The sequence below is a fragment of the Rhodoferax sp. BLA1 genome (assembly GCF_013416775.1).
Classification (GTDB): domain Bacteria; phylum Pseudomonadota; class Gammaproteobacteria; order Burkholderiales; family Burkholderiaceae_C; genus Rhodoferax.
In genome coordinates this window covers 1-22,783 of sequence record NZ_SZVI01000014.1, presented here as the reverse complement: position 1 = coordinate 22,783, position 22,783 = coordinate 1, and the positions used below count along the sequence as shown (strand labels likewise).

The window sequence follows — 22,783 nt, the reverse complement described above, 5'->3', positions numbered from 1 at the left end:
AGTACCTGGAAAACTACCTGGGCTGGCGGCGTATGCTTGAGCGCTATCACCAAAGCATCTCTCCTGGCGTTTGTCTGCAGGAAGCGCTGGGACGATATTCATCGCAACAGTTAATTCAGACATAGCCTCATTTAGGCCTCTAGCCCAATCACATCAAGGGCTGACAGCTATGTTTTTTAAGATGACTGGCAAACCTGGATGGTTTGCCGGGGCCAAGCCCGGCGGCGCACCCAGCTTGGGAGCCAAGCACGCAGATGTGCCAGCGCTGGCCAGGGCTGCAGCAGATGGACCAGCTGAAACTGCGCACTGGGTTCGGCGCTGAGCCACACCAGTCCGGTGGTGGCTTGTGTCCAGCTCTCGCCAGCCTGCAGCCAGATGTCTTGGTGTTGACCGGGTTGTGTCAGCCACAGCCGCCCATGGTCAACACGCAGCGTGCAGCCCGCACGCAATGTCAGGCCAACAACGCGTTGCTGAGCCAATTCATAGTGTTCGATCTGGTGCATGTTGTGCTCCTTGCAGGCGAGGGTTCATCGGGGAAACGGGTATCCACACTGTAGGTCTTGAACCTGTACAGTACCAGTACAGTGACCAAGATAGTTAAGATAACTGGCCCGGTTTTTTGACCAATACAATCCAGGGCCATGAACACCACGTCCCCAGATCCGGCCAGCTCGCAACACCCCAAGTCATCTGATCCCGCCAGCGCCTTGAGCGGGCAGGGCACGCTGGTGGATCAGCTGGTGCAGTGGGCCGAGTTGCGCATGAGCCAGCAGGTGTTTCGCGTCGGCATGCGCATGCCTTCGGTGCGCCAGCTGGCGACTGAGCGGGGTGTCTCGCGTTTCACCGTGGTTGAGGCTTACGAGCGGCTGGTGGCGCGCGGGCGGCTGCAGGCGCGCCGGGGTGCGGGCTTTTTTGTGCGCGAACCCGAGCAGGCGGCCAGCCCCAAACGGGCCCGGGCCACCCCGGTGCGGGTCCAGCCCATCGACATGGGCTGGCTGGTGCGCAACATGCAAAGTGGTATTGCGGCCGACAAGGCGCCCGGTTTTGGTTACCTGCCGCCCGATTTGTGTGGTGGAGAGCTGATCAAAGGTGGCCTGCGTTCGGTGGCGGCCACGGCGGGTTTGCAGCTGTCACACGCGGCGCTGGCGCAAGGCTACGCGCCTTTGCGTGAGCAGATCGTGCGGCGCCTGGCCGAGCTGGAAATATCCGCCACGCCAGCGCAGATCCTGACCACCTCGGGTGCGACCCAGGCGGTGGACCTGATTGCGCGCAAGTTTCTGCGCCCTGGTGACAGTGTGATTGTGGGCAACCCGGCCTGGTCGGCGCAGCTGGGCACGCTCTCGATGATGGGGGTCAACCTGGTCAGCCTGCCCTACACACCGCAGGGGCCGGACGTGGCCGCGCTGGCCGAGCTGGCGGCCAGTTGTCAGCCCAAAATGCTGCTGCTCAACACCGTGTTGCACAACCCGACCGGCCTGCTGCTGACGCCTGCAGCGGCCTACCAGATCCTGCGGGTGGCCGAGGCCCATGACCTGATTGTGGTGGAGGACGACATCTACGCCGACTTTTTGCCCAGCGGCATCCCCACCGCGCGGCTGGCCAGCCTGGACCAGCTCAAGCGGGTGATTTACCTGGGCAGTTTTTCCAAGATGCTGGTGCCCAATGTGCGCGTGGGTTATCTGGCGGCCTCGGCCGAGATTGCCGAAACCCTGGGCAACCAGAAGTTGCTGACCTCGCTGGCCACCCCCGAGATCAACGAACGCATCGTGCACCGGGCACTCACCGAAGGCAGCTACCGCAAACACTGCCAGCGTGTGCATGCGGCGCTGGACGAGCTGCGCGAGCCGACCTTTGCCCGGCTGGAGTCACTTGGTCTGACACCTTATTGCCGACCGCAGGCCGGTTTTCATGGCTGGTTTGACACCGGGGTGGACACCATCGCGCTGGCCGCGCTGGCGCTGGAGGCGGGTTACCTGCTGGCGCCGGGCGCGCTGTTTTCACCGCAACAAAGCCCCAGCACCTTCATGCGCATGAACATCGCCACCAGCCAGAACCCGGCGGTGTTGAAGTGGCTGGAGACAACGCTGAACCAGCTGCGGCGCTAGGCTTCCCGCCCGGATCGGTTGTTAGGGTTTTATGCAGTTTTGGTCTCTGGCCCTTAATTGAAAAGGGGATGTAGCTATGTAAACAGTAGCTGTTGCAGGGCAGGGACCAGGCTGGCTGCGCTGACACCGCATCTTTAGCCCGGCTGGCACCGATATTGCTATCTTGATGAAGCTCAACTTCTGTCTTCACGAGGCCCCCATGTCCAAACGCTTTTTTCTCCAAACGACTCTTGCCCTGGCTGCCACCTCGGTGCTGGGCCTGGCCCATGCCCAAACCACCCCGATCAAGTTCCAGCTCGATTGGCGTTTTGAAGGCCCTGCGGCCTTTTTTGTGACACCCGCTGCCAAAGGCTATTTCAAGGCCGCCGGTCTGGATGTGACGATTGACGCTGGCAATGGCTCGGGTGGCACGGTGACCCGTGTGGCCTCGGGTGCGTATGACATGGGTTTTGCCGACTTGGCCGCGCTGATGGAGTTCCACGCCAACAACCCCGACGCACCTAACAAACCGGTGGCGGTGATGATGGTCTACAACGACACACCGGCCTCGGTGATGGCGCTCAAAAAATCCGGCATCAAGACTCCGGCGGACCTCAGTGGCAAAAAGCTCGGCGCCCCGGTGTTTGACGCGGGCCGCCGTGCCTTCCCGATTTTTGCCAAGGCCAATGCGGTGACCAATGTGGCCTGGACCGCGATGGACCCGCCGCTGCGCGAAACCATGCTGGTGCGCGGTGATGTGGATGCCATCACCGGCTTCACCTTCACCTCTTTGCTGAACCTCGAAGCCCGTGGTGTCAAGGCCGCCGATGTGACGGTGCTGCCGTACCCCGATTTTGGTGTCAAGCTCTATGGCAATGCCATCATCGTCTCGCCCAAGATGATCAAGGAGAACCCGGCCGCGATCAAAGCCTTTTTGGCCGCGTTTGCCAAAGGCGCCAAGGACGTGATCACCAACCCCGCAGCGGCCATTGCGGATGTGAAAGCGCGTGACGGCATCGTGAATGTGGAGCTAGAAACCCGCCGCCTCAAACTCGCGATTGACACCGTGATCAACAGCCCGAACGCCCGCGCCGAGGGTTTTGGCCAGGTCAACGGCCCACGCTTGAGTTTGATGGCCAGCCAGGTGTCGGACGCGTTTAACACCAAGACTCGCGTCAACCCGGAATCGGTCTGGAATGGCAGCTTTTTGCCGACCAAGGCTGCGCTGGACGTGTTGCCCAAGAAGTGATTCCGTTTCTAAACCATCCCTGTCGTTGTTGCTTTGCCTTGCCGTGCTGAAGCACTGTCTTCGGCTTTGCGCCTAGACAGGAATGATTTGGAAACGGAATGGGCGGGTGAACAGCTGGCCCAGATGCAGGCAGACCAAGACCTGGTGGGTAGTGTCATTCAAATTCAATAGCTGATAGCCCTTATTCTAAAAGGGCTTGAGGCCTATTTCTTATATCAACATGCACAAAGAGCCATCCCCCTGGTTTGTCGATTTTTCAGACGTCTGGCTGGCCTACAACCATGAGTTGTTGGTGGAGAACCAGTTTGCGGTGGAGGCGATTGACCTCAAGGTGCGCCAGAGCGAGTTCATCGCCATCGTCGGGCCGTCGGGCTGTGGCAAGTCGACCTTCATGAAACTGGCCACCGGGCTGAAGATGCCCTCCATGGGCAAAATTTTGATCGACCAGCAGCCGGTGACCGGGCCACTCAAGATCAGCGGCATGGCGTTTCAGGCGCCCAGCCTGCTGCCGTGGCGTACCACGGTGGACAACGTGCTGTTGCCGCTCGAAATTGTGGAACCCTACCGCAGCCACTTCAAAGCCAAACGCAAGGAGTACGAGGAACGCGCCCGCAAACTGCTGCAAAAGGTTGGCTTGGGTGGGTATGAAGACAAGTTCCCCTGGCAGCTTTCAGGCGGCATGCAACAACGCGCCAGCATCTGCCGTGCGCTGATCCACGAGCCCAAGATGCTGCTGCTCGATGAACCGTTTGGTGCGCTCGATGCCTTCACGCGGGAAGAGTTGTGGTGCATCCTGCGCGACTTGTGGACCGAGCAGAAGTTCAACGTGATCCTGGTCACCCATGACCTGCGCGAGAGTGTGTTCCTGGCCGACACGGTGTATGTGATGAGCAAAAGCCCAGGCCGGTTTGTGGTGCGCCGGGAGATTGACTTGCCGCGTCCACGTGACCTGGAGATCACCTACACCCAGGAATTTGGCGACATCGTGCACGAGTTGCGTGGCCACATTGGTGCTGTGCGCCAAACTGGTGCATCCGTTGCGACATGAGTCTTAAAGCAGCCCCCATATCGGCTTTGACCTCCAACCCTTTTTGGTAACAGCATGAACAAAAGACAAATGGAAATCTGGTCACCCTGGCTGCTGCTGACCGCGGTGCTGGTGTTGTGGCAGGTGTTGTGCTCGGCCTTTGCCGTGTCCGAGTTCATTTTTCCGAGCCCCTGGCGCATCTGGACGCAGTTCTGGGAGTTTCGTGATGTCATCGCCGGCCACGCCTGGCGCACCTTTTGGGTGACGATGGTGGGTTTTGGCCTGGCCATTGTGGTCGGGGTGCTGCTGGGGTTTGTGATCGGCAGTTCGCGCCTGGCCTATGCCGCGGTTTACCCGCTGATGACCGCGTTCAACGCTTTGCCCAAAGCGGCGTTTGTGCCGATTCTGGTGGTGTGGTTTGGCATCGGTGCTGGCCCGGCGATCCTGACCGCGTTTCTGATCAGCTTCTTCCCGATCATGGTCAACATCGCCACCGGCCTGGCCACGCTGGAGCCTGAGCTGGAGGACGTGTTGCGGGTGCTGGGCGCCAAACGCTGGGACGTGTTGATCAAGGTCGGCCTGCCGCGCTCGATGCCGTATTTTTATGGCTCTCTCAAGGTGGCGATCACGCTGGCGTTTGTGGGCACCACGGTGAGCGAGATGACCGCCGCCAACGAAGGCATTGGTTATCTGCTGATTTCGGCCGGGTCCAGCATGCAGATGGGTCTGGCGTTTGCCGGGCTGGTGGTGGTGGGGGCCATGGCGATGGTGATGTATGAGCTGTTCAGCATGATCGAAAAACACACCACCGGCTGGGCGCACCGTGGCTCGCAGGGGCATTGAGCGTGGCGCAACAGATGAACCCGGAACAGGTGACGCGCCATCTGCGTCGTGCCAACGAGGTGGCGCGGAGGGCGTTGGCGCAAGGACACCACCCGTTTGGTGCGATCCTGGTGGCGCCAGACTTGGAGACCGTGTTGCTAGAGCAGGGCAATGTGGACACGGTGAACCACGCAGAATCGGTGTTGGCCCGCATGGCTGCTGGGCAGTATGCTCCTGATTTTTTAGGGGGCTGCACCCTGGTGACCACCGTGGAGCCCTGCGCCATGTGTGCCGGCACCCAGTACTGGGCGAACATTGGTCGGCTGGTGTTTGGCTTGACCGAACGCCGCCTGCTGGGCCTGACCGGCAACCACGCCGAAAACCCAACACTCGACCTGCCGTGCCGCGCGGTGTTTGCCGCAGGGCAAAAAACTATTCGCGTGATTGGCCCGGTGCCCGAGGTTGAGGCAGAAATTGCGACCTTGCACAGCAGTTTCTGGACGGCTGCCCAGGTGGCACCGCCTAAACTGGCGTCATGACCTGGCACGCCCAACTCGACATCAGCTACACCTCAGAGCAAGAGCGCACGGTGGCGCGGCACAGCCACAATGGCCCCTTGCGCGTCCTGCAAAGCCTGTATCCGGAAGGGGATGGCATTTGCCACAACGTGTTGGTGCACCCGCCCGGTGGCTTGGTGGGTGGAGACACGCTGGACATGAGAGTGGCCGCCAGTGGCAAGGCCCACGGCCTGCTGACCACACCGGGCGCCACCCGTTTTTACCGCTCTGCCGGTGAACTGGCTTTGCAACGCACCCGGATTGACTTGCAGGACCAGGCCCGCCTGGAGTGGCTGCCTTTGGAAGCGCTGGCCTACAACCAATGCCATGCCGAAAACCGCCTGACGTTGAACCTGGCGCCGCAGGCTGAGTTCATGGGCTGGGATGTGACCGCCTTTGGCCTGCCCAGCGCCGCCTTGCCGTTTGAGCAGGGCAGCTTTTTGCAACACATCGAGGTGCCGGGTGTCTGGCTGGAGCGTGGCCGTATCGATGCGACAGACAAGCGGTTGATGGATGGCCCGCTCGGGCTGGCTGGCCACCGGTGTATGGCCTCGCTGTTTTTTGTGAGTGGCAGTCCGCTGGAGCGCCATCGCCGCGAAGCCGGGCTGGATCTGGCGCGGGATCTGCTGGCCGGGAACGCTTTGCTGACCAGCGCCGGTGTGAGCTGCTCCAACCCGCAGGTGATGGTGCTGCGGGTGTTGTCGCCGCTGGTGGAGCCCGCCATGTTGCTGCTGCGCCAGGTGTGGGTGGGCTGGCGTGCCCATTTCTGGCAGCTGCCTGCGGTGAGCCCGCGCATCTGGTCGACCTGAAACCAGTGTTGCCCGATGAGCCCTCTACACTGCAGCTTTGTCACCACCTGAGAGACCCCCGAGAGCCTGTTATGAAATGGAAGATGTCCCCCAACTCGCTGTTTGCTGTGTTGCTTCGCTCCCCCTGGTGGGCCAGTCTGTTGATTGTGTTGGTATTTGTGCTGCTCTCCGGCGCGCTGTTGCCCGCCGAGTACCGTGTGTTCGGGATGATGGGGGCTTTCCCCTTTTTGTGTATTGGTTTGTACCGCTTTTGGCAACAGTGGCATGCGCCCAGCCCCAAGCGGGTGGTCCAGGCATTGGAGCGCGCGGGCGCCATGCCTTGGCGCGAGTTTTCGGCCCTGCTGCAGCAAAGTTACCAGCGCCAGGGTTATGAGGTCACCCCCTTGGCAGGCGCGGCGGACCTCAAGCTCACGCTGTCTGGCCGCACCACCCTGGTCAGCGGCAAACGCTGGAAGGCTGCCGCCCATGGTGTTGAGTCTTTGCGCGAGCTGATGGCCGCCAAACAGAGCCAGGATGCCGATGGCTGCATCTACATCAGCCTGGGTGCCGTCTCCGAGCAGGCGCGGTCTTTTGCCAGAGAACAGGGCATCACGCTGGTTTCGGGTCAAGCGCTGGCGATGCTGATTCTGAGTCATGAGTAAGCGGTGTGGCGCTGGCCTTGAGCCTTTGTCTTTCATGACGCGCCTTTGTTTACTGATGGGCTTGATGCTGGGTGGTGTCGCCTGTGCCGCGCCTTTGCTGCGTTGTGACGTCACCTATGCAGGAAGCACGCAGGTCATTGAGGCCACTCCGGTGGTCGACCCCTACCCGGTGGCATCAAGAGACATTGGCGGGCGTTTCTGGTTCAAGCCGGTGATGGTGGGGCAGGGTGGCCGGCTGGACTACGTCAAGCTCTACGCTTACCTGGACACCCGCCAACAACCGTTGTTGATCCATGAGGCCATCCATCTCCCGCCGTTTCAGACGGGTGAGACAGCTTACCCACTCACCGGCACCCACCATCTGTACGCGGGCCCGGTCGAGCGTGAGTTGATCTACAGCTGCACTTTGCAGGGGGTCCAGCCATGAGTTCTGTTGTTCTGTCCGCTTGTCGCCATGTATTGGCTGCAGCGATCTGCATGGTCTGCTCGGCCAGTTTTGCCGCAGACAGCAGTGCCCCGGTGAGTCTGGTGTTTGCTGGTGACATTGTTCTGGACGACACCGCCGGTGAACTGATTGCGCAGGGCGGAGACCCGTTTGCCGACTTTGCCGGTGTTTTCAAGGGGGCAGACATTCGCCTGGGCAATCTGGAATGTGTGGTGGCCACCACCGGTTCGGCGGGCGACAAGAACTACACCTTTCGTGCACACCCGCGTGTTTTGCCGGTGCTCAAACGCCACTTTGACGCGCTGGCGCTGGCCAACAACCATTCGGGTGACTTTGGCCGCGAGGCCTTTGCCGAGATGCTGGGGCTGTTGAAAGGCGCGCAGTTGGGTCAGTTTGGCGGCGGCCACAACCTGGCCGAGGCGCACACACCGCTGATTCTTGAGCGCAAGGGGCTGCGCATTGCCTTGCTGGGTTACAGCGAATTCATGCCGCGCAGTTTTGAGGCCGACCACAACGCCCCTGGTGTGGCCTGGAGCGAGGACGAGCAGGTGGTGGCCGACATCAAAACAGCGCGCACAACTTACAAAGCCGATCTGGTGATCCCGGTCATGCACTGGGGTTGGGAGAACGAGCTGACGTCCAACCTGCGCCAGCGCCAGCTGGCCCGTCTGATGATTGAGGCGGGGGCGGACGCGGTGATTGGTGGGCACCCGCATGTGACGCAAGAGATTGAACGCTACCAGGGCAAACCCATCATCTACAGCGTGGGCAACTTTGTCATGAAAGAAACTGACAACGCTCGCCAGCGCCAGGGTTGGGTGCTGCGCCTGTTGCTCGACAAGCAGGGTGTGACTGCGCTCGACACCCGGGTGGCCAACATCAACATGGACGGCATCCCCACGCTGGACCACCACAGCGCCAGCCCGTGCTGGCAACGCGGTCAGACAGGGGTGCAGCTGTGTTCGCCGAAGGACTGAGTCCATCCCTCTGATCGCCGCGTTTTCTTGACCCAGGACAACAGAGGGTCGATCTTGTCACGCCCAGCTTGTCTTGTTCTTGAGCTGGCTTCAGAGCTGTGCCATACTTTGTTTGGGTGATTGAAATGTCGTTTCATTTAATTGGTACGGCGTTTCAGTGTCTTTCCCTAACTTACAAAGAGACGAGTCAAAAGATGAAAAGATCCATGTTGTGTGTGGCGCTTGTTACGGCAGGTGTGTTGTCTTCCTGTGCCTCCTATTCCCCGACCGATTTTTCACGCCAAACCCTGTCGGCCCAGGATGGCTGGGCAGCGGTGGGTGGCGGTGTGACCGGTGGCGCTGCGGCCAAAGATGAAAACGTGTTTGTGGTCAGCTCTCGCAAAGAGTTGGTGGCGGCTCTGAAGTCTGCTGGTGATCAGCCAAAAATCATCAAAGTTAAAGGCACGATCAACCTGAGTGCAGATGACTCTGGCCGTGAGCTGTTTGAAAAGGACTATGCGGTTGCGCCCTACAACTTCGACGACTACGTCAAAGCCTACGCCCCGGTCGTCTGGAACACCAAGCTCGACCCAAAGACCAAACGTCCGTCTCGTGATTTGACCGGCCCGCAGGAAGAGGCGCGTGAAGCGTCTTCCAAACGCCAGGAAGCCCAGATCCGCATCAGCATTCCCTCCAACACCACCCTCATCGGGATCGGCACCGATGCCAAGATCATCAAAGGTGGCCTGGTGATTGGCAACCGTACCATGTCAGCCAATGCAGAGCCGGTGGTGTCCAACGTCATCATCCGCAACATCGAGTTCCAGGATGCCTTTGACTACTTCCCGCAGTGGGACCCGGCGGACAGCTGGAAAGTCGACAAGTCCTACCCAGGCTGCCAGGACGCGTATGTTGATGCAAACATCGGCCCGCAAAAATGCCCGGGTGGCCGCTGGAACTCTGAATACGACAGCCTTTGGCTCAGTGGTGCCGAACGGGTCTGGGTTGACCATTGCACCTTCAACGATGGTGATCGCAATGACAAGAAGTTCCCGCCGAACTTCCCTTTCCCGCACAACGAGGTCACCCAAAAGATCCAGCACCATGATGGCATGCTCGACATCACGCTGGGCTCCAACTTTGTGACGGTGTCGAACAACTATTTCCATGATCACGACAAGAGCTCGCTGATCGGTGGTTCAGACAGTCTGGACAAGGTGGATGGTGGCAAGCTGAATGTGACCTTCCGCCACAACCTGTACGACAACGCCGGTCAGCGTTTGCCACGTGTTCGCTTCGGTCAGGTGCATACCTACAACAACCATTACGTTGGCAATGCAGCCGGTCTTGATACCCCGAAATTCAGCGCGTATGAAAACCACACGAATGCGATCAACGCCAAGAATCCAGGCAACATCTGGCGTGGTGCATTTGGTATTGGCAAGAACTCGGCCATCTTTTCCGAGAACAATGTGTTTGACATCAAGCATGGTGGCGCCGACATCGCTGCCGTGATTCAAGGCGGCACCAAGTTCCTGGACCAAGGCTCCATCGTCAACGGTACATCGGCTGACATCGTGAAGGCGCTCAACGCCCTGGATCCGAAGAAACAAGTCTCGCCAGATCTGGGCTGGAAGCCTGCAGGATACGGTGCCAAGGTCTTGCCAGCGGCTGAAGTGCCTGCTTATGTCAAAGCCAATGCCGGTGCTGGCAAACTGAAGTAACAAGTTGGCTTGCAAAAAACCGGTGGACTGCCCCACCGGTTTTTGACTTCAAGCCCTTGTCCATGGGCAGCTCCAAGCTGATGGGGCAGAGCAAGCAATCCGTTAGCTTCAATAAGGTAATCCATGCACAAGTAGACGACTGGTCTACTTGTGCTACACTTGCGACATGGCAACCGAATCCAACAGCACCAAAGACCACATCCTGGATTGTGGTGAGCGTTTGATTGCGCACAAGGGTTTTGTGGGCGTCGGTTTGTCCGAGATATTGAGTGCGGCCGGTATCCCCAAAGGCTCGTTCTACCATTACTTCAGCTCCAAGGAGCGTTTTGGCGAGGTCTTGCTGACCCGTTACATCGACACCTATCTGACACGTCTGGATGCCTTGTTCAAACCCGACGGCTCACCCGCACGGCAACGTTTGATGACTTACTGGTCATATTGGAATACCAGCCAGTGTGACGTCGGAGCAGCCAGCTGTGAGTCACAGGATGCGGGAAACAAGTGCCTGATTGTCAAACTCAGTGCCGAGGTGGCCGATATTTCCGAAGCCATGCGCCTGACCTTGCGGGGTGGCACCGACCGGGTGGTCAGCCGGATTGCCCAGTGTCTGGAAGACGCCCGCGCCGATGGTTCTGTGGCCCTGTCTCTGGATGCGGCCAGCACCGCACTGACGCTGTATGAGCTGTGGTTGGGTGCCAGTTTGCTGGCCAAGTTGCGCCGTGATGCGTCCCCTTTTGAACACGCCTTGGTGGCCACCGAGCAAGTGTTGGGTTCACGGGGCCGATAAGAGGCACACCACACAGTCGCTTTTTTTTGTCTATTTTATAGTCGACCGGTCTACTGTATTTTTGCTTCACTTTCCTTCATTCACCCACTTCTACCAACCCATTCCCATGAAAAACTTTGATTTCTACAACCCGACCCATATCGCTTTTGGCAAGGACCGCATCGGCGACCTGGCTCAGCTGGTACCTGCCACGGCCAAAGTCCTGATTCTGGTGGGGGGCGCCAGTGCTGAGAAAACCGGCACCCTGGCGCAGGTGCGCCAGGCTTTGGGCGCACGCATCCACAGCACCTTCAGCGGTATTGAGGCCAACCCGAGTTTCGAGACCGCAATGCAAACCGTTGAGATGGTGCGTGAGCAGGGTTTTGACTTCCTGCTGGCTGTGGGAGGGGGCTCGGTGATTGACGCGACCAAATTCATTGCAGCTGCCGTGCCCTTTGAGGGGGATGCCTGGGACATCCTGCTCAAGTTTGGTGGCAACATCACCCAAGCTTTGCCCTTTGGTGTGGTGCTGACTCTGCCAGCGACTGGCTCGGAAATGAACCACGGCGCGGTCATCACACGCCATGCACTTGGCGCCAAGCTGCCGTTTCGCAGCCGCCATGTGTATCCGCAGTTTGCGATTCTGGACCCGACCAAGACCTACACCTTGCCTGCCAAACAGCTGGCCAACGGGGTGGTGGATGCGTTTGTGCACACGGTGGAGCAGTACCTGACCTATCCGGTGAACGCGCCGGTGCAAGACCGTTTTGCCGAAGGCTTGTTGCAGACCCTGATCGAGATCGGTCCACGCCTGCTGAGTGCAGCGGAGCCCGACTATGACGACCGCGCCAATCTGGTCTGGACGGCCACCTTGGCATTGAATGGCCTGATTGGCGCCGGTGTGCCGCAAGACTGGGCCACCCACATGATTGGCCACGAACTCACCGCCAAGTACAACATTGACCATGCCCGAACGCTGGCGGTGGTGTTACCTGCCATGTTGCAAGAGCGGCGCGCCCAAAAACATGACAAGCTGCTGCAGTATGGCCAGCGTGTGTGGGGTATCCAGAGTGGTAGCGACGAGCAGCGCATCACCGCCGCGATTGAGGCCACCCGCGATTTCTTCGAGCGCATGGGCTTGCCAACCCGGCTCAGCGCCTATGACCTGGGCCAGGACGCCGTCGATCTGGTGTTGGCGCAATTACAAGCCCATGGCATGACCCAGCTGGGTGAACACGGTGACGTGAGCCTGGAAGTCAGCCGCCGTGTGCTCGAAGCGGCGCTGTAAGCCCGCCAATCTGATCCCACCCATTCACCCAACAAAGAGATTCACATGACCCAAAACGCCACGCTCAACCGCCAGATTCAACTGGCATCGCGCCCGGTGGGTGCCCCCACACTCGCCAACTTCCATCTGGCCAGCGCCAGCGTGCCGAGCATCGGTCCCGGTCAGCTGTTGTTGCGCACCGTTTTCCTGTCGCTGGACCCCTACATGCGGGGACGCATGAGTGATGCCGCCAGTTATGCCGCGTCGGTGGCTGTGGGCGCCACCATGGTGGGGGGCACAGTGTGCCGCGTGGTCAGCAGCCAACATGCCGGTTTCAGCGAAGGCGACTGGGTGCTGGCCTATACCGGCTGGCAAGACTATGCCGTCTCGGATGGCAGCGGCCTGACCAAACTCGACCCCGGTGTGGCCGCGCCGTCACTGGCGCTGGGGGTGCTGGGCATGCCCGGTTTCACCGCCTACATGGGCCTGCTGGACATTGGTGTGCCCAAGGCCGGGGAAACCGTGGTGGTAGCCGCCGCCACCGGGGCCGTGGGCTCGGTGGTGGGGCAGATTGCCAAACTCAAGGGCTGCCGCGTGGTGGGTATCGCTGGTGGCGCGAGCAAGTGCACTGCAGCGGTCGAAGAATTTGGCTTTGACGCCTGTATTGACCACCAGAGCCCGGACTTTGCAGCGCGCCTGGCATCGGCTTGCCCGCAAGGCATCGATGTCTACTTTGAAAACGTGGGAGGCAAAGTGTTCGACGCGGTGTTGCCGCTGCTCAACACGTCGGCAAGGGTGCCGGTCTGTGGGTTGATTGCTAACTACAACGACACCCAATTGCCAGACGGGCCAGACCGCAGCCCCTTGTTGATGCGCACCTTGCTGACCAAACGCATCCGCATGCAAGGTTTCATCATTTTTGACGACTACGGGCACCGTTATCCGGAGTTTGCCAAGGAGATGGGCCAATGGCTGGCCCAAGGAAAAATCAAATTCCGTGAGGACTTTGTTGACGGGCTGGACAACGCGCCACAGGCCTTCATCGGTTTGCTCGAAGGCAAGAACTTTGGCAAGCTGATTGTTCGCGTGGCCAAAGATTGACACAGAAACTTCTCCCAACTTCACTCTTTGAAAGAAACACATGAAAAAAATACTGATGGTTTTGACCTCGCACGACAAATTAGGCAAAACCGGTGCCAAAACCGGCTTCTGGCTGGAAGAGTTCGCCGCACCCTATTACGTGTTCAAAGACGCAGGTGCTGTGATCACACTGGCCTCGCCCTTGGGTGGCCAACCCCCTCTGGACCCCAAGAGTGATGACCCGGCTTCACAAACCGAAGCCACCCATCGTTTCCGGGCGGACCCCGCTGCGCAAGCACATCTGGCGAACACGCTCAAGTTGTCGGATGTGTCCGCACAGGACTTTGATGCCGTGTTTTACCCAGGCGGCCATGGCCCGCTGTGGGATCTGGCAGAAGATGTGTTGTCTATCCAGTTGATCGAAACCATGTTGGCTGCGGGCAAACCGGTGGCCACCGTGTGCCACGCACCGGGAGTGTTGCGCCACCCCAAGGGTGCTGATGGCCAATCGGTGGTGTTTGGTAAATCGGTGACAGGTTTCACCAACAGCGAAGAAGCCGCCGTGGGCCTGACCGATGTGGTGCCATTTTTGGTGGAAGACATGCTCCAGCACAACGGCGGGCTGTACTCCAAAGGCGCAGACTGGTTGCCTTATGTGGTGACCGACGGCTTGTTGATCTCGGGCCAAAACCCGGCCTCGTCAGAACCCGCCGCCAAAGCCTTGTTGCAAGCGCTGGTCTGAGCCTTACGCCAGAGCCAACCGGGCCAGCAAATCAATCACCGCAGGCTCCTCGCCTGCGGAGGGTTTGAGCCGCCACTGCACCTGCGGGTAGGTCTCTTTCAGGGACGCCATCAGCACCGGCAAGTCCTGCCGGGCGTGTTTGCCCACACCGATAAACATGGGCACCACGGTGATGTGGCTGGCGCCCAGTGCCACCACCTCGGCGGCGGCGCTGGGTAAGTCGGGTTGGGTCAATTCCAGAAAAGCACAGCGCACACAGGTACCGGGCGAGAGTTCACCCATGCGCTGGGCGATGTTGAGCATGGGTTGGTGCCACGCCGGGTCGCGTGAGCCGTGGGCAAAAAGCAGGGTGGCGTGCATAAGAAGGGTGTGCCAGAAAACGCCATGGTACCCAAGCTGAGGACTGGCTGCTAAATCGCCACCATTTGCCTGACGCCGTCGGCCTCCATGTTGCGGCCCAGTCCTTGGGCTCGCACCGCGCCGCGTTCCATCACCACATAGTGGTCTGCCAGTTCCTGAGCAAAGTCGTAATACTGCTCCACCAGCACAATCGCCATATCGCCCCGGTCCGCCAACATGCGAATCACGCGGCCGATGTCCTTGATGATGCTGGGCTGGATACCTTCCGTGGGCTCATCCAACATCAGCAGTTTGGGGCCCGCCGCCAAGGCACGGGCGATGGCCAACTGCTGCTGCTGCCCGCCAGACAGGTCGCCCCCACGGCGTTGCAGCATTTGTTTGAGCACCGGGAACAGCTCGAACAACTCGGGCGGAATCGGTGTGCTGGCCGGTTTGTAGGCTAGACCCATGCGCAGGTTTTCCTCGACCGTGAGGCGCGCAAAGATCTCGCGGCCTTGCGGCACAAAACCAATACCGGCCCGCGCACGCTCGAAGGGGGTGGCGTTCTGAATTGGTTTGTTATCAAATTCAATAGCGCCATCCTTAATAGGTATAAGGCCCATCAGGCTTTTAAGCAATGTGGTTTTTCCCACACCGTTGCGCCCCAGAACCACCGTGATTTTGCCCAGCTCGGCTTGCAGGTTGACATCACGCAGGATGTGGGAACCGCCGTAGTACTGGTTGATGTTGGTGACGTTCAGCATCTGTCTTTGTCCTATGTTTTTACTGCGATAGCTGGCCGGGTCTCGCCCCGGCGGGCGAGGCACTTTTCTTTGCTTCGCCAAAGAAAAGTACCCAAAAGAAAAGCGAGCCGAATGCGTCGCCCGGCACGGTGTGCCGGTACGCTGCGTTGCTCGTTCCGGGCGGGGTCTCGCTCGAACTCGGCTTCGCCTCAAACAATCGCGAGCCCTGATCCGCCCAGCCCTGCGCTACTCGCCGACGCATCACGGCGCAGTGCGCAGCACTGCTCGCCCGGCTTGGCCGGGCATTGCAGCGCTGGTAGGTTTCATCGGTCGGGTGCGCGCGCAATGTGGCGCACCGCGCCACGAGCAGGCCGTGTTGGGACCCCTCTGTATGCGCTTGAGTGGTGCGGGTGTGGCGGGAAAAGGAACCGCGATTGTTTGAGCGTAGCGAGTTCGAGCGGTTCCCCGCCACACCCGCATCACTCAGGTTGCCCGAAGCTTTGCTTCGGGTCGCAGACAGTGGGGTCGCCCTTTCTTTGCTTACTTTCTTTCGGCGAAACGAAAGAAAGTGAGTGCGCAACCGGGCGCACATCCCGGCAACCGCCCCGCTGGCAAGCGAAACAGGAAACAGCGATTTCCCCGCCGGGAAGCACATCCCGGCAAGCCCTTCTGGCAAAGACAAAGCCCTACCGTCCAAGATACACCTCAATCACCCTCTCATCCGCCTGCACCTGCGCCAGCGTGCCCTGCGCCAACACCGACCCATCACACAAAACGGTGACGATGTCCGAAATGGTGTTGATAAAACTCATGTCGTGCTCCACCACCATCAGCGAATGTTTGCCTTTGAGTGACAGGAACAGTTCGGCGGTGCGTTCGGTTTCCTCGTCGGTCATGCCGGCCACGGGCTCGTCGAGCAGCAGCAATTTGGGGTCTTGCATCAGCAGCATGCCAATCTCGAGCCACTGCTTTTGTCCATGGCTCAAAAAACCAGCTTGACGCGACACGCTGTCGCTCAGGTGGATGGTGTGCAACACCTCGGCCAAGCGGTCACTCTGGGTGCTGTCGAGTTTGAATAACATCGAGTGCGTGACCGCCTTATTGGTTTTGAGCGCCAGTTCCAGATTCTCAAACACAGTCAGTTGTTCAAACACCGTGGGTTTCTGGAACTTGCGGCCAATACCCATCTGGGCAATTTCGGATTCTTTGTAACGCAGTAGGTCGATGGTGCTGCCAAAGAACACGCGGCCTTCGTCCGGGCGGGTTTTGCCGGTGATGATGTCCATCATGGTGGTTTTGCCAGCGCCGTTGGGTCCGATGATGCAGCGCAGCTCACCGGGCGCAATGTCCAGGCTGAGTTTATTGATGGCCTTGAAACCGTCAAAACTCACACTCACATCTTCCAAATACAGAATTCGGCCATGGGTCGTGTCGACCTCGCCAGGAATGGCCAGCCGCGAGAAGGCGGCACTGCGGCCACCCGACTCCGTGTCACCGCTCGCAGTGGGATGGGCGGCGCGGTAGGCTTCGGCCCGGCGTGCGCCTTGCTCCAGCAATTCGGGCGTCATGAACGGTCTCCTGACTTGATATTTGTCTTTGACAGGCGTTTGACCAGCCCCACCACACCATCGGGCAGGAACAGGGTCACACCAATGAACAGAGCACCTAGGAAGTACAGCCAGAACTCAGGGTAGGCAACGGTGAGCCAGCTTTTGGCGCCGCTGACGATGAAGGCGCCCAGAATCGGCCCAATCAGCGTGGCGCGCCCACCGACGGCCGCCCAGATGGCGATCTCGATCGAGTTGGCCGGGCTCATTTCACTCGGGTTGATGATGCCCACCTGCGGCACATACAGCGCACCGGCCACACCACACATCATGGCTGAGATGGTCCAGATGGTGAGTTTGTAACCCAGCGGGTTGTAGCCGCTGAACATGACGCGGGTTTCCGCATCACGCACCGCCTGCAACACCCGGCCAAACTTGCTGTTGATTAACCAGCGTGCCATCAAAAAGAAGCCCAGCAGCGTGACACCGGTCAACACAAACAGTGTCATGCGCATGCTGGGTGTGGCCACCGGGATGTCCAGAATGCGTTTGAAATCGGTGAACCCGTTGTTGCCACCAAAACCGGTCTCATTGCGGAAAAACAGCAGCATCGCAGCAAAGGTCATGGCCTGGGTGATGATCGAAAAGTAAACCCCCTTGATGCGCGAGCGGAAGGCAAAGTAGCCAAACACAAAGGCCACGAAACCGGGCACCGCAATGATCAGGAACAGGGTGGCGACAAAGCTGTCCGAAAACGTCCAGTGCCAGGGCAGCTCTTTCCAGTCCAGGAACACCATGAAGTCGGGCAGTTCACTTTTGTAGTTGCCCTCTAGGCCAATCTGACGCATCAGATACATGCCCATGGCATAACCTCCGAGCGCGAAAAACAGGCCGTGGCCCAGGCTCAGGATGCCAGTAAAACCCCAGATCAGATCCATGGCCAGCGCGCAGATCGCGTAACACATGATGCGGCCGACCAGCCCCACGCCGTAGTCGCTCAGGTGAAAGATGCTTTCTGAGGGCACCCGCAGATTGAGCACCGGCGCCACCGCACAGACAACGATCAACGCCACCAGAAACGCGGCCCAGCCGGTGCGGGATAACAGTGGTCGATGAGAAGGAAGTGATATAGGTTTCGATGACATGGTGCGCTCAGTTTTGACAAGGCCGAAGAGTGCCTGCGCGGCAAAGGCCAGAAACGCCGCGGAACCGGCTTAGCCGGGCCGCAGGCGTTGCCCCCTGCAAGGGGCTGAGGGCCGCGGCTCCAAGCCTGCCTGCGCAGGCTTGGACGTACCCGAAGAGCCGTTGCCTCTGGCTGAGGCACAGAAGCGGCCACGAGCGGCATTGGCGCTCGCCAATGCCGGGGCAGTGGGCAAGCCGGGGGGTGTTCATACTTCCCTGCCTTTCATCGCAAAAATCCCTTGCGGACGCTTTTGAATAAAGATGATGATGAACACCAGCACTGCGATCTTGGCCAGCACCGCACCGGCCCAGCCTTCCAGAAACTTGTTCAGGATGCCCAGACCCAGCGCGGCGTAGACGGTGCCCGCCAGTTGGCCAACACCACCGAGCACCACCACCATGAAGGCATCGACGATGTAACCCTGACCCAGGTCCGGCCCGACGTTGCCAACCTGGCTCAGCGCACAGCCGGCCAGCCCGGCAATGCCCGAGCCAAGGGCAAAGGCGTAGGTGTCAATACGTGCGGTGTTGACACCCATACAGGACGCAATAGGGCGGTTCTGGGTGACACCACGCACAAACAGGCCCAGGCGTGTCCTGCCAATCAGCCAGGCGACACTGCCCAGCACAAAAATTGCAAAACCGATGATGATCAGCCGGTTGTAGGGCAGCGACAGGTTGCCCAGTACCTGCACCCCTCCACTCATCCAGGACGGGTTTTCCACCCCCACGTTTTGCGCACCAAACACACTGCGCACCAGCTGCATCAGCATCAGGCTGATGCCCCAGGTGGCCAGCAGTGTCTCCAGCGGGCGGCCATAGAGGAAACGGATCACGCTGCGCTCCAGCAGCGCGCCCATCAGCGCCGAGGCCAGAAACGCCACTGGAACCGCCGCCAGCAGATACCAGTCAAATGCGCCAGGCAGGTAAGTGCGAAACAGGCCCTGCACCACATAGGTGGCGTAGGCGCCGATCATCATCAACTCGCCATGCGCCATGTTGATCACACCCATGAGCCCGTAGGTGATGGCCAGGCCCAGCGCCACCAGCAGCAGGATCGAGCCCAAGCTGATGCCGCTGAACAGGGCACCCAGCTTGTCGCCCCAGGCCAGGGCAGATTCCACCTGGCGCAGCGCTGCACCAAGAGCGGCCTTGACCTCGGCATCTGATTCACTTTCCAGCCGGGCCAGCAGCATGGTCTTGGTATTGGCCTGGCCGCTGGTGGCCAGCAGCTTGGCCGCTTCCAGGCGATTAGCCTTGTCGCTGCTGCCCAGCAAGGCAGCAGCACGCACCAGATTCAGCTGGTCCTTGATGCTGGTGTTTAACTCGGTTGCCAGGGCTTTTTCAATCAGCGGCAGCTTGGTTTCATCGGCGTCGCTTTGTAACTGTTTCACTGCGGCGGCGCGTACGGTATCGTCTTTGGAAAACAGCTTGAGCGCGGCCAGTGCCGAGTCAATTTCACCGCGCATGCGGTTGTTGTTGATCACGTCTTCCGCATCGTCGGGCAATGCAACTTCGGCATTGGTGACCGCGTCGACCACCTTGTCACCCTGGATCACCAGAATCTTGTCGCCAGCCACCTTGACCGCGTCGTCCGATAGGGCTTGCAGAAAGGCTGCTGTTGTGTCGTCGGCGCTGAGCATGGCTTTGGTCAGCGCCTCAACCCGGCTGTCGGTCTCGCCGATTGTGATGCCTTTGACCTCTTCAGCCGTTATGGAATAAGCGCTTCCAGCTATCAAAAATAAAGTGGATAGGAGTATTTTTTTGAACATGGTCAGAACCTGTAGAGTGGGCACGGTGGCCCATGCCCACGCTGCAATTTCTTTTAGAAATGGATTTGCGAAGAATGGAAGAAGCGTCGCGAGCGGGTCAAGGTGAGGTTTGGAGCGCACAGCCGTACTCTCGTACGGCGAGCACAACAAGCCTCAGATTGGCCCGCGCAGTAGCTTCTTACTTCTTGGCAGGCTCATCCGGTTTACCGGCATTACCTTCAATGAACGGAGACCATGGCTTGGCTTTCACCGGGCCGGGTGTTTTCCAGACCACATTGAACTGGCCGTCGGCCTTGACTTCACCAATGAACACCGACTTGTGCAAGTGGTGGTTCTTCTCGTCCATCTTGCTCACGATGCCACTCGGTGCCTTGAAGGTCTGGCCAGCCATCGCGGCAATCACCTTGTCGGTATCGGTCGACTTGGCTTTTTCAACCGCCTGTTTCCACATGTTGATGCCGATGTAGGTGGCTTCCATCGGGTCGTTGGTCAAAGGTTTGTCAGAGCCGGGCAGGTTCTTGGCCTTGGCGTAGTCGCTCCACTTCTTGATGAACTCGGTGTTGGTCGGGTTCTTGATGCTCATGAAGTAGTTCCAGGCGGCCAGGTGGCCCACGAGCGGCTTGGTGTCCACACCACGCAGCTCTTCTTCACCCACCGAGAACGCCACCACTGGCACGTCCTTGGCTTTCAGGCCAGCGTTGCCAAGTTCTTTATAGAAAGGCACATTGGAGTCACCGTTGATGGTGGACACCACGGCGGTTTTGCCACCGGCGCTGAACTTTTTGATGTCAGCCACGATGGTTTGGTAATCCGAGTGGCCAAACGGGGTGTATTTTTCGTCGATGTCCTTGTCGGCCACGCCCTTGCTCTTGAGGTAGGCGCGCAGGATCTTGTTGGTGGTGCGCGGGTAGACGTAGTCGGTACCCAACAGCACCCAGCGCTTGGCGGCGCCGCCGTCCTTGCTCATCAGGTAGTCCACGGCAGGAATGGCTTGCTGGTTGGGCGCGGCACCGGTGTAGAACACGTTTTTGGACAGTTCTTCACCTTCGTATTGCACCGGGTAGAACAGCAGGCCGTTCATTTCTTCCACCACCGGCAACACCGACTTGCGGCTCACCGAGGTCCAGCAGCCAAAAATCACAGCGACCTTGTCCTGGCCCAGCAGTTGTTTGGTCTTCTCGGCAAACAGCGGCCAGTTGGAGGCCGGGTCGACCACCACGGGCTCCAACTTCTTGCCGAGCACACCACCCTTGGCGTTGATCTCGTCAATCGCCATCAGCACGGTGTCTTTCAACACGGTTTCCGAGATGGCCATGGTGCCGGAGAGGCTGTGCAACACACCGACCTTGATGGTGTCGGCTGCGAGTGCGGGCAGGGCAGACAGGGTCGACAACGCAGCGGCGACCGACAGTGCCTTGAGGGTGAAACGACGTGAGTTCATAAGTGACATGTGGGCTACTCCAAAGTTGATGAAACCGTTGTCGCTGTGGGTGGCCCGCGTTTTGATGCGGGCTTGTGTTCAGCGATGGTTGGACTTTAGGTAAGCCTGCGACTTTGGGAAATACGCCTTGTGGCGTATGGGGTGTCGTGTCTGTTGCATACCCTTGGAGTGTTGAACGTCCGTCAAAAATCTAACCAGCAAGCAAAAAATTACAATTTATATATAATTTTGACAAATATTAATGTTTGTATTTTTTAGAAGGGTGAGTACATGCATCAGACAACCAGCGCGTCTGCTTGTGTGCACCACCCAGAAGGCCAGGGTGCCGCGTCCGTCTTTGGGTGTCAGTCAGCAGTTTTGCGCAGCCCATCCCTCATTTGTTAAGGAAAAAAATCATGAACCTTCAAAACCTGCGTCTGACCTCCAAGCTGTGGCTATCGGTGTTGCTCATCGTGCTGGCCCTGGTGGCCGTGGTGGGATACACCGGCTACCGCACCGCCGAAGACCGCGCCCAGAGTGAACAAGCCCTGGGCCAACTCAACAAACGCGTCAAAGCGGCCCTGCAATGGGCCTCCCTCTCACAGGTCAACGCCGCACGCACCCAAGCCCTCATGCTCAGTGCCGACCCGGCACTGGAAGCAGGCCTCAAACCCGCCATGACCGACACCTCCGCGCAGATCAGCAAAATCCAGAAAGCCATCGAATCAGAAGAACTCACCCCCGCAGATATCAGCCTGCTCAAAACCATTGCCGACAACCGCAAGAAAGTGCTGTCCACCCGCGCGGACGCCCTCAAACAACGCACCGAAGGCAACCTTGAAGAAGCGACCAAACTCACCAAAGACGTGTTCCAGCCCGCCATGGACACCTACCAGCAATCCCAGCGCGACTTTGTGGCCTTGCAGGAACAAGCCTTTGAAGCCACCCAGGCCGACTACGCCCAACGTGCCCAGCGCCTGGTCTACCTCACCGGCGCCATGATGCTGCTGCTGGTGAGCGGCATCCTGGTGGGTGCAGCCTGGCTCATCCGCTCCATCCGCCAACCGCTGGACACCGCCAACGACCTGGCCGCAAAAATAGCCCAGGGTGACTTGAGCATGCGCATCGACACCACACGTGGTGACGAATTTGGTGACCTCATGAAGTCACTGTCGAGCATGAACGCCTCGCTAGGCACCATGGTCAACCAGGTGCGCCACAGCACCGACAGCATCGCCACCGCCAGCTCCGAAATCGCCCAAGGCAACAACGACCTGGCCCAACGCACCGAACAAACCTCCAGCAACCTGCAGTCCACCGCCTCCAGCATGGACCACCTCACCCAGACCGTGCAACTCAGCGCCGACAACGCCCGCCAGGCCAGCTCACTGGCTGCCAACGCCTCCAGCGTGGCCGAGCGCGGTGGTGCGGTGGTGCGCCAGGTGGTCAGCACCATGGAAGAAATCAACGACAGCAGCCGAAAGATCAGCGACATCATCGGCGTCATCGACGGCATCGCCTTCCAGACCAACATCCTGGCCTTAAACGCTGCGGTGGAAGCCGCCCGAGCCGGTGAACAAGGCCGCGGCTTTGCGGTGGTCGCCAGCGAGG

22 protein-coding genes and 1 pseudogene are annotated in these 22,783 nt (G+C 59.4%); 16 read left to right on the top strand and 7 right to left on the bottom strand.

From position 1 onward, the window contains the following. A pseudogene (locus FDG13_RS20790) lies at positions 1 to 125 on the top strand (IS1595 family transposase); the annotation flags it as partial. Between the two features lie 51 nt (positions 126 to 176). Here the strand turns inward: FDG13_RS20790 and FDG13_RS20785 are convergent. Further along, positions 177 to 503, bottom strand: a complete 327-nt coding sequence (locus FDG13_RS20785) for a DUF2917 domain-containing protein (RefSeq protein ID WP_180132625.1) — start codon at positions 501 to 503, stop codon at positions 177 to 179. 138 nt (positions 504 to 641) lie between these two features. Between FDG13_RS20785 and FDG13_RS20780 the strand changes: the two genes are divergently transcribed. From FDG13_RS20780 to FDG13_RS20715, 14 genes are all read left to right on the top strand, one after another. Next, positions 642 to 2,105: a PLP-dependent aminotransferase family protein gene (locus tag FDG13_RS20780; protein WP_180132624.1), complete on the top strand. Its 1,464-nt coding sequence runs from the start codon at positions 642 to 644 to the stop codon at positions 2,103 to 2,105. A 199-nt stretch (positions 2,106 to 2,304) separates the two neighbouring features. Further along, a complete protein-coding gene (locus tag FDG13_RS20775; protein ID WP_180132623.1) occupies positions 2,305 to 3,333 on the top strand; it encodes an ABC transporter substrate-binding protein in 1,029 nt (342 codons plus the stop codon). Between the two features lie 220 nt (positions 3,334 to 3,553). Then, a complete protein-coding gene (locus tag FDG13_RS20770; protein WP_180132622.1) occupies positions 3,554 to 4,381 on the top strand; it encodes an ABC transporter ATP-binding protein in 828 nt (275 codons plus the stop codon). A 54-nt stretch (positions 4,382 to 4,435) separates the two neighbouring features. After that, positions 4,436 to 5,203, top strand: a complete 768-nt coding sequence (locus tag FDG13_RS20765) for an ABC transporter permease (protein ID WP_180132621.1) — start codon at positions 4,436 to 4,438, stop codon at positions 5,201 to 5,203. Between the two features lie 14 nt (positions 5,204 to 5,217). Then, the gene (locus FDG13_RS20760; RefSeq protein ID WP_180132620.1) at positions 5,218 to 5,721 is read left to right on the top strand and encodes a nucleoside deaminase; all 504 of its coding nucleotides are present in this window, start codon (positions 5,218 to 5,220) and stop codon (positions 5,719 to 5,721) included. Beyond that, entirely contained in the window at positions 5,718 to 6,548 is an 831-nt protein-coding gene (locus FDG13_RS20755; RefSeq protein WP_180132619.1) for an urease accessory protein UreD, read from the top strand. Before FDG13_RS20760 ends, FDG13_RS20755 begins: the two co-directional genes overlap by 4 nt. 71 nt (positions 6,549 to 6,619) lie before the next feature. After that, entirely contained in the window at positions 6,620 to 7,189 is a 570-nt protein-coding gene (locus tag FDG13_RS20750) for a restriction endonuclease (RefSeq protein ID WP_255435387.1), read from the top strand. Between the two features lie 34 nt (positions 7,190 to 7,223). Then, positions 7,224 to 7,616, top strand: coding sequence for a hypothetical protein (locus tag FDG13_RS20745; protein WP_255435386.1), 393 nt, complete (start codon positions 7,224 to 7,226; stop codon positions 7,614 to 7,616). Continuing rightward, positions 7,613 to 8,611 (top strand): CapA family protein, encoded by a 999-nt coding sequence (locus FDG13_RS20740; protein WP_370528270.1) that lies wholly within the window; start codon positions 7,613 to 7,615, stop codon positions 8,609 to 8,611. Before FDG13_RS20745 ends, FDG13_RS20740 begins: the two co-directional genes overlap by 4 nt. Before the next feature lie 194 nt (positions 8,612 to 8,805). After that, positions 8,806 to 10,314 carry a polysaccharide lyase family 1 protein gene (locus tag FDG13_RS20735; RefSeq protein ID WP_180132618.1) on the top strand — a complete coding sequence of 503 codons (1,509 nt, stop codon included), beginning with the start codon at positions 8,806 to 8,808 and terminating at the stop codon, positions 10,312 to 10,314. Between the two features lie 166 nt (positions 10,315 to 10,480). Beyond that, positions 10,481 to 11,101, top strand: a complete 621-nt coding sequence (locus FDG13_RS20730) for a TetR/AcrR family transcriptional regulator (protein WP_180132617.1) — start codon at positions 10,481 to 10,483, stop codon at positions 11,099 to 11,101. 106 nt (positions 11,102 to 11,207) lie between these two features. Next, positions 11,208 to 12,368, top strand: a complete 1,161-nt coding sequence (locus FDG13_RS20725) for an iron-containing alcohol dehydrogenase (RefSeq protein ID WP_180132616.1) — start codon at positions 11,208 to 11,210, stop codon at positions 12,366 to 12,368. A 45-nt stretch (positions 12,369 to 12,413) separates the two neighbouring features. After that, positions 12,414 to 13,448, top strand: coding sequence for an NADP-dependent oxidoreductase (locus FDG13_RS20720; protein WP_180132615.1), 1,035 nt, complete (start codon positions 12,414 to 12,416; stop codon positions 13,446 to 13,448). 40 nt (positions 13,449 to 13,488) lie between these two features. Further along, positions 13,489 to 14,169: a type 1 glutamine amidotransferase domain-containing protein gene (locus FDG13_RS20715; RefSeq protein WP_180132614.1), complete on the top strand. Its 681-nt coding sequence runs from the start codon at positions 13,489 to 13,491 to the stop codon at positions 14,167 to 14,169. Between the two features lie 3 nt (positions 14,170 to 14,172). On the opposite strand, the gene FDG13_RS20710 is transcribed toward FDG13_RS20715, so the two are convergent. The 6 genes from FDG13_RS20710 to urtA form a co-directional block, all read right to left on the bottom strand. Further along, a complete protein-coding gene (locus FDG13_RS20710; RefSeq protein ID WP_180132613.1) occupies positions 14,173 to 14,529 on the bottom strand; it encodes a sirohydrochlorin chelatase in 357 nt (118 codons plus the stop codon). A gap of 50 nt (positions 14,530 to 14,579) precedes the next feature. Further along, positions 14,580 to 15,272 (bottom strand): urea ABC transporter ATP-binding subunit UrtE, encoded by a 693-nt coding sequence (gene urtE / locus FDG13_RS20705; protein WP_180132612.1) that lies wholly within the window; start codon positions 15,270 to 15,272, stop codon positions 14,580 to 14,582. 665 nt (positions 15,273 to 15,937) lie between these two features. Beyond that, positions 15,938 to 16,819 (bottom strand): urea ABC transporter ATP-binding protein UrtD, encoded by an 882-nt coding sequence (gene urtD / locus FDG13_RS20700; protein ID WP_180132611.1) that lies wholly within the window; start codon positions 16,817 to 16,819, stop codon positions 15,938 to 15,940. Next, positions 16,816 to 17,943, bottom strand: coding sequence for an urea ABC transporter permease subunit UrtC (gene urtC, locus FDG13_RS20695; protein ID WP_180132610.1), 1,128 nt, complete (start codon positions 17,941 to 17,943; stop codon positions 16,816 to 16,818). The genes urtD and urtC overlap by 4 nt, the downstream gene beginning before the upstream one ends. A 243-nt stretch (positions 17,944 to 18,186) precedes the next feature. Continuing rightward, positions 18,187 to 19,752: an urea ABC transporter permease subunit UrtB gene (gene urtB, locus FDG13_RS20690; protein WP_180132609.1), complete on the bottom strand. Its 1,566-nt coding sequence runs from the start codon at positions 19,750 to 19,752 to the stop codon at positions 18,187 to 18,189. Between the two features lie 178 nt (positions 19,753 to 19,930). Then, positions 19,931 to 21,193: an urea ABC transporter substrate-binding protein gene (gene urtA / locus FDG13_RS20685; protein WP_180132626.1), complete on the bottom strand. Its 1,263-nt coding sequence runs from the start codon at positions 21,191 to 21,193 to the stop codon at positions 19,931 to 19,933. Between the two features lie 395 nt (positions 21,194 to 21,588). On the opposite strand from urtA, the gene FDG13_RS21330 reads away from it, so the two are divergent. Beyond that, the coding region (locus tag FDG13_RS21330) for a methyl-accepting chemotaxis protein (RefSeq protein ID WP_180132608.1) at positions 21,589 to 22,783 on the top strand (1,195 nt) is incomplete at its 3' end.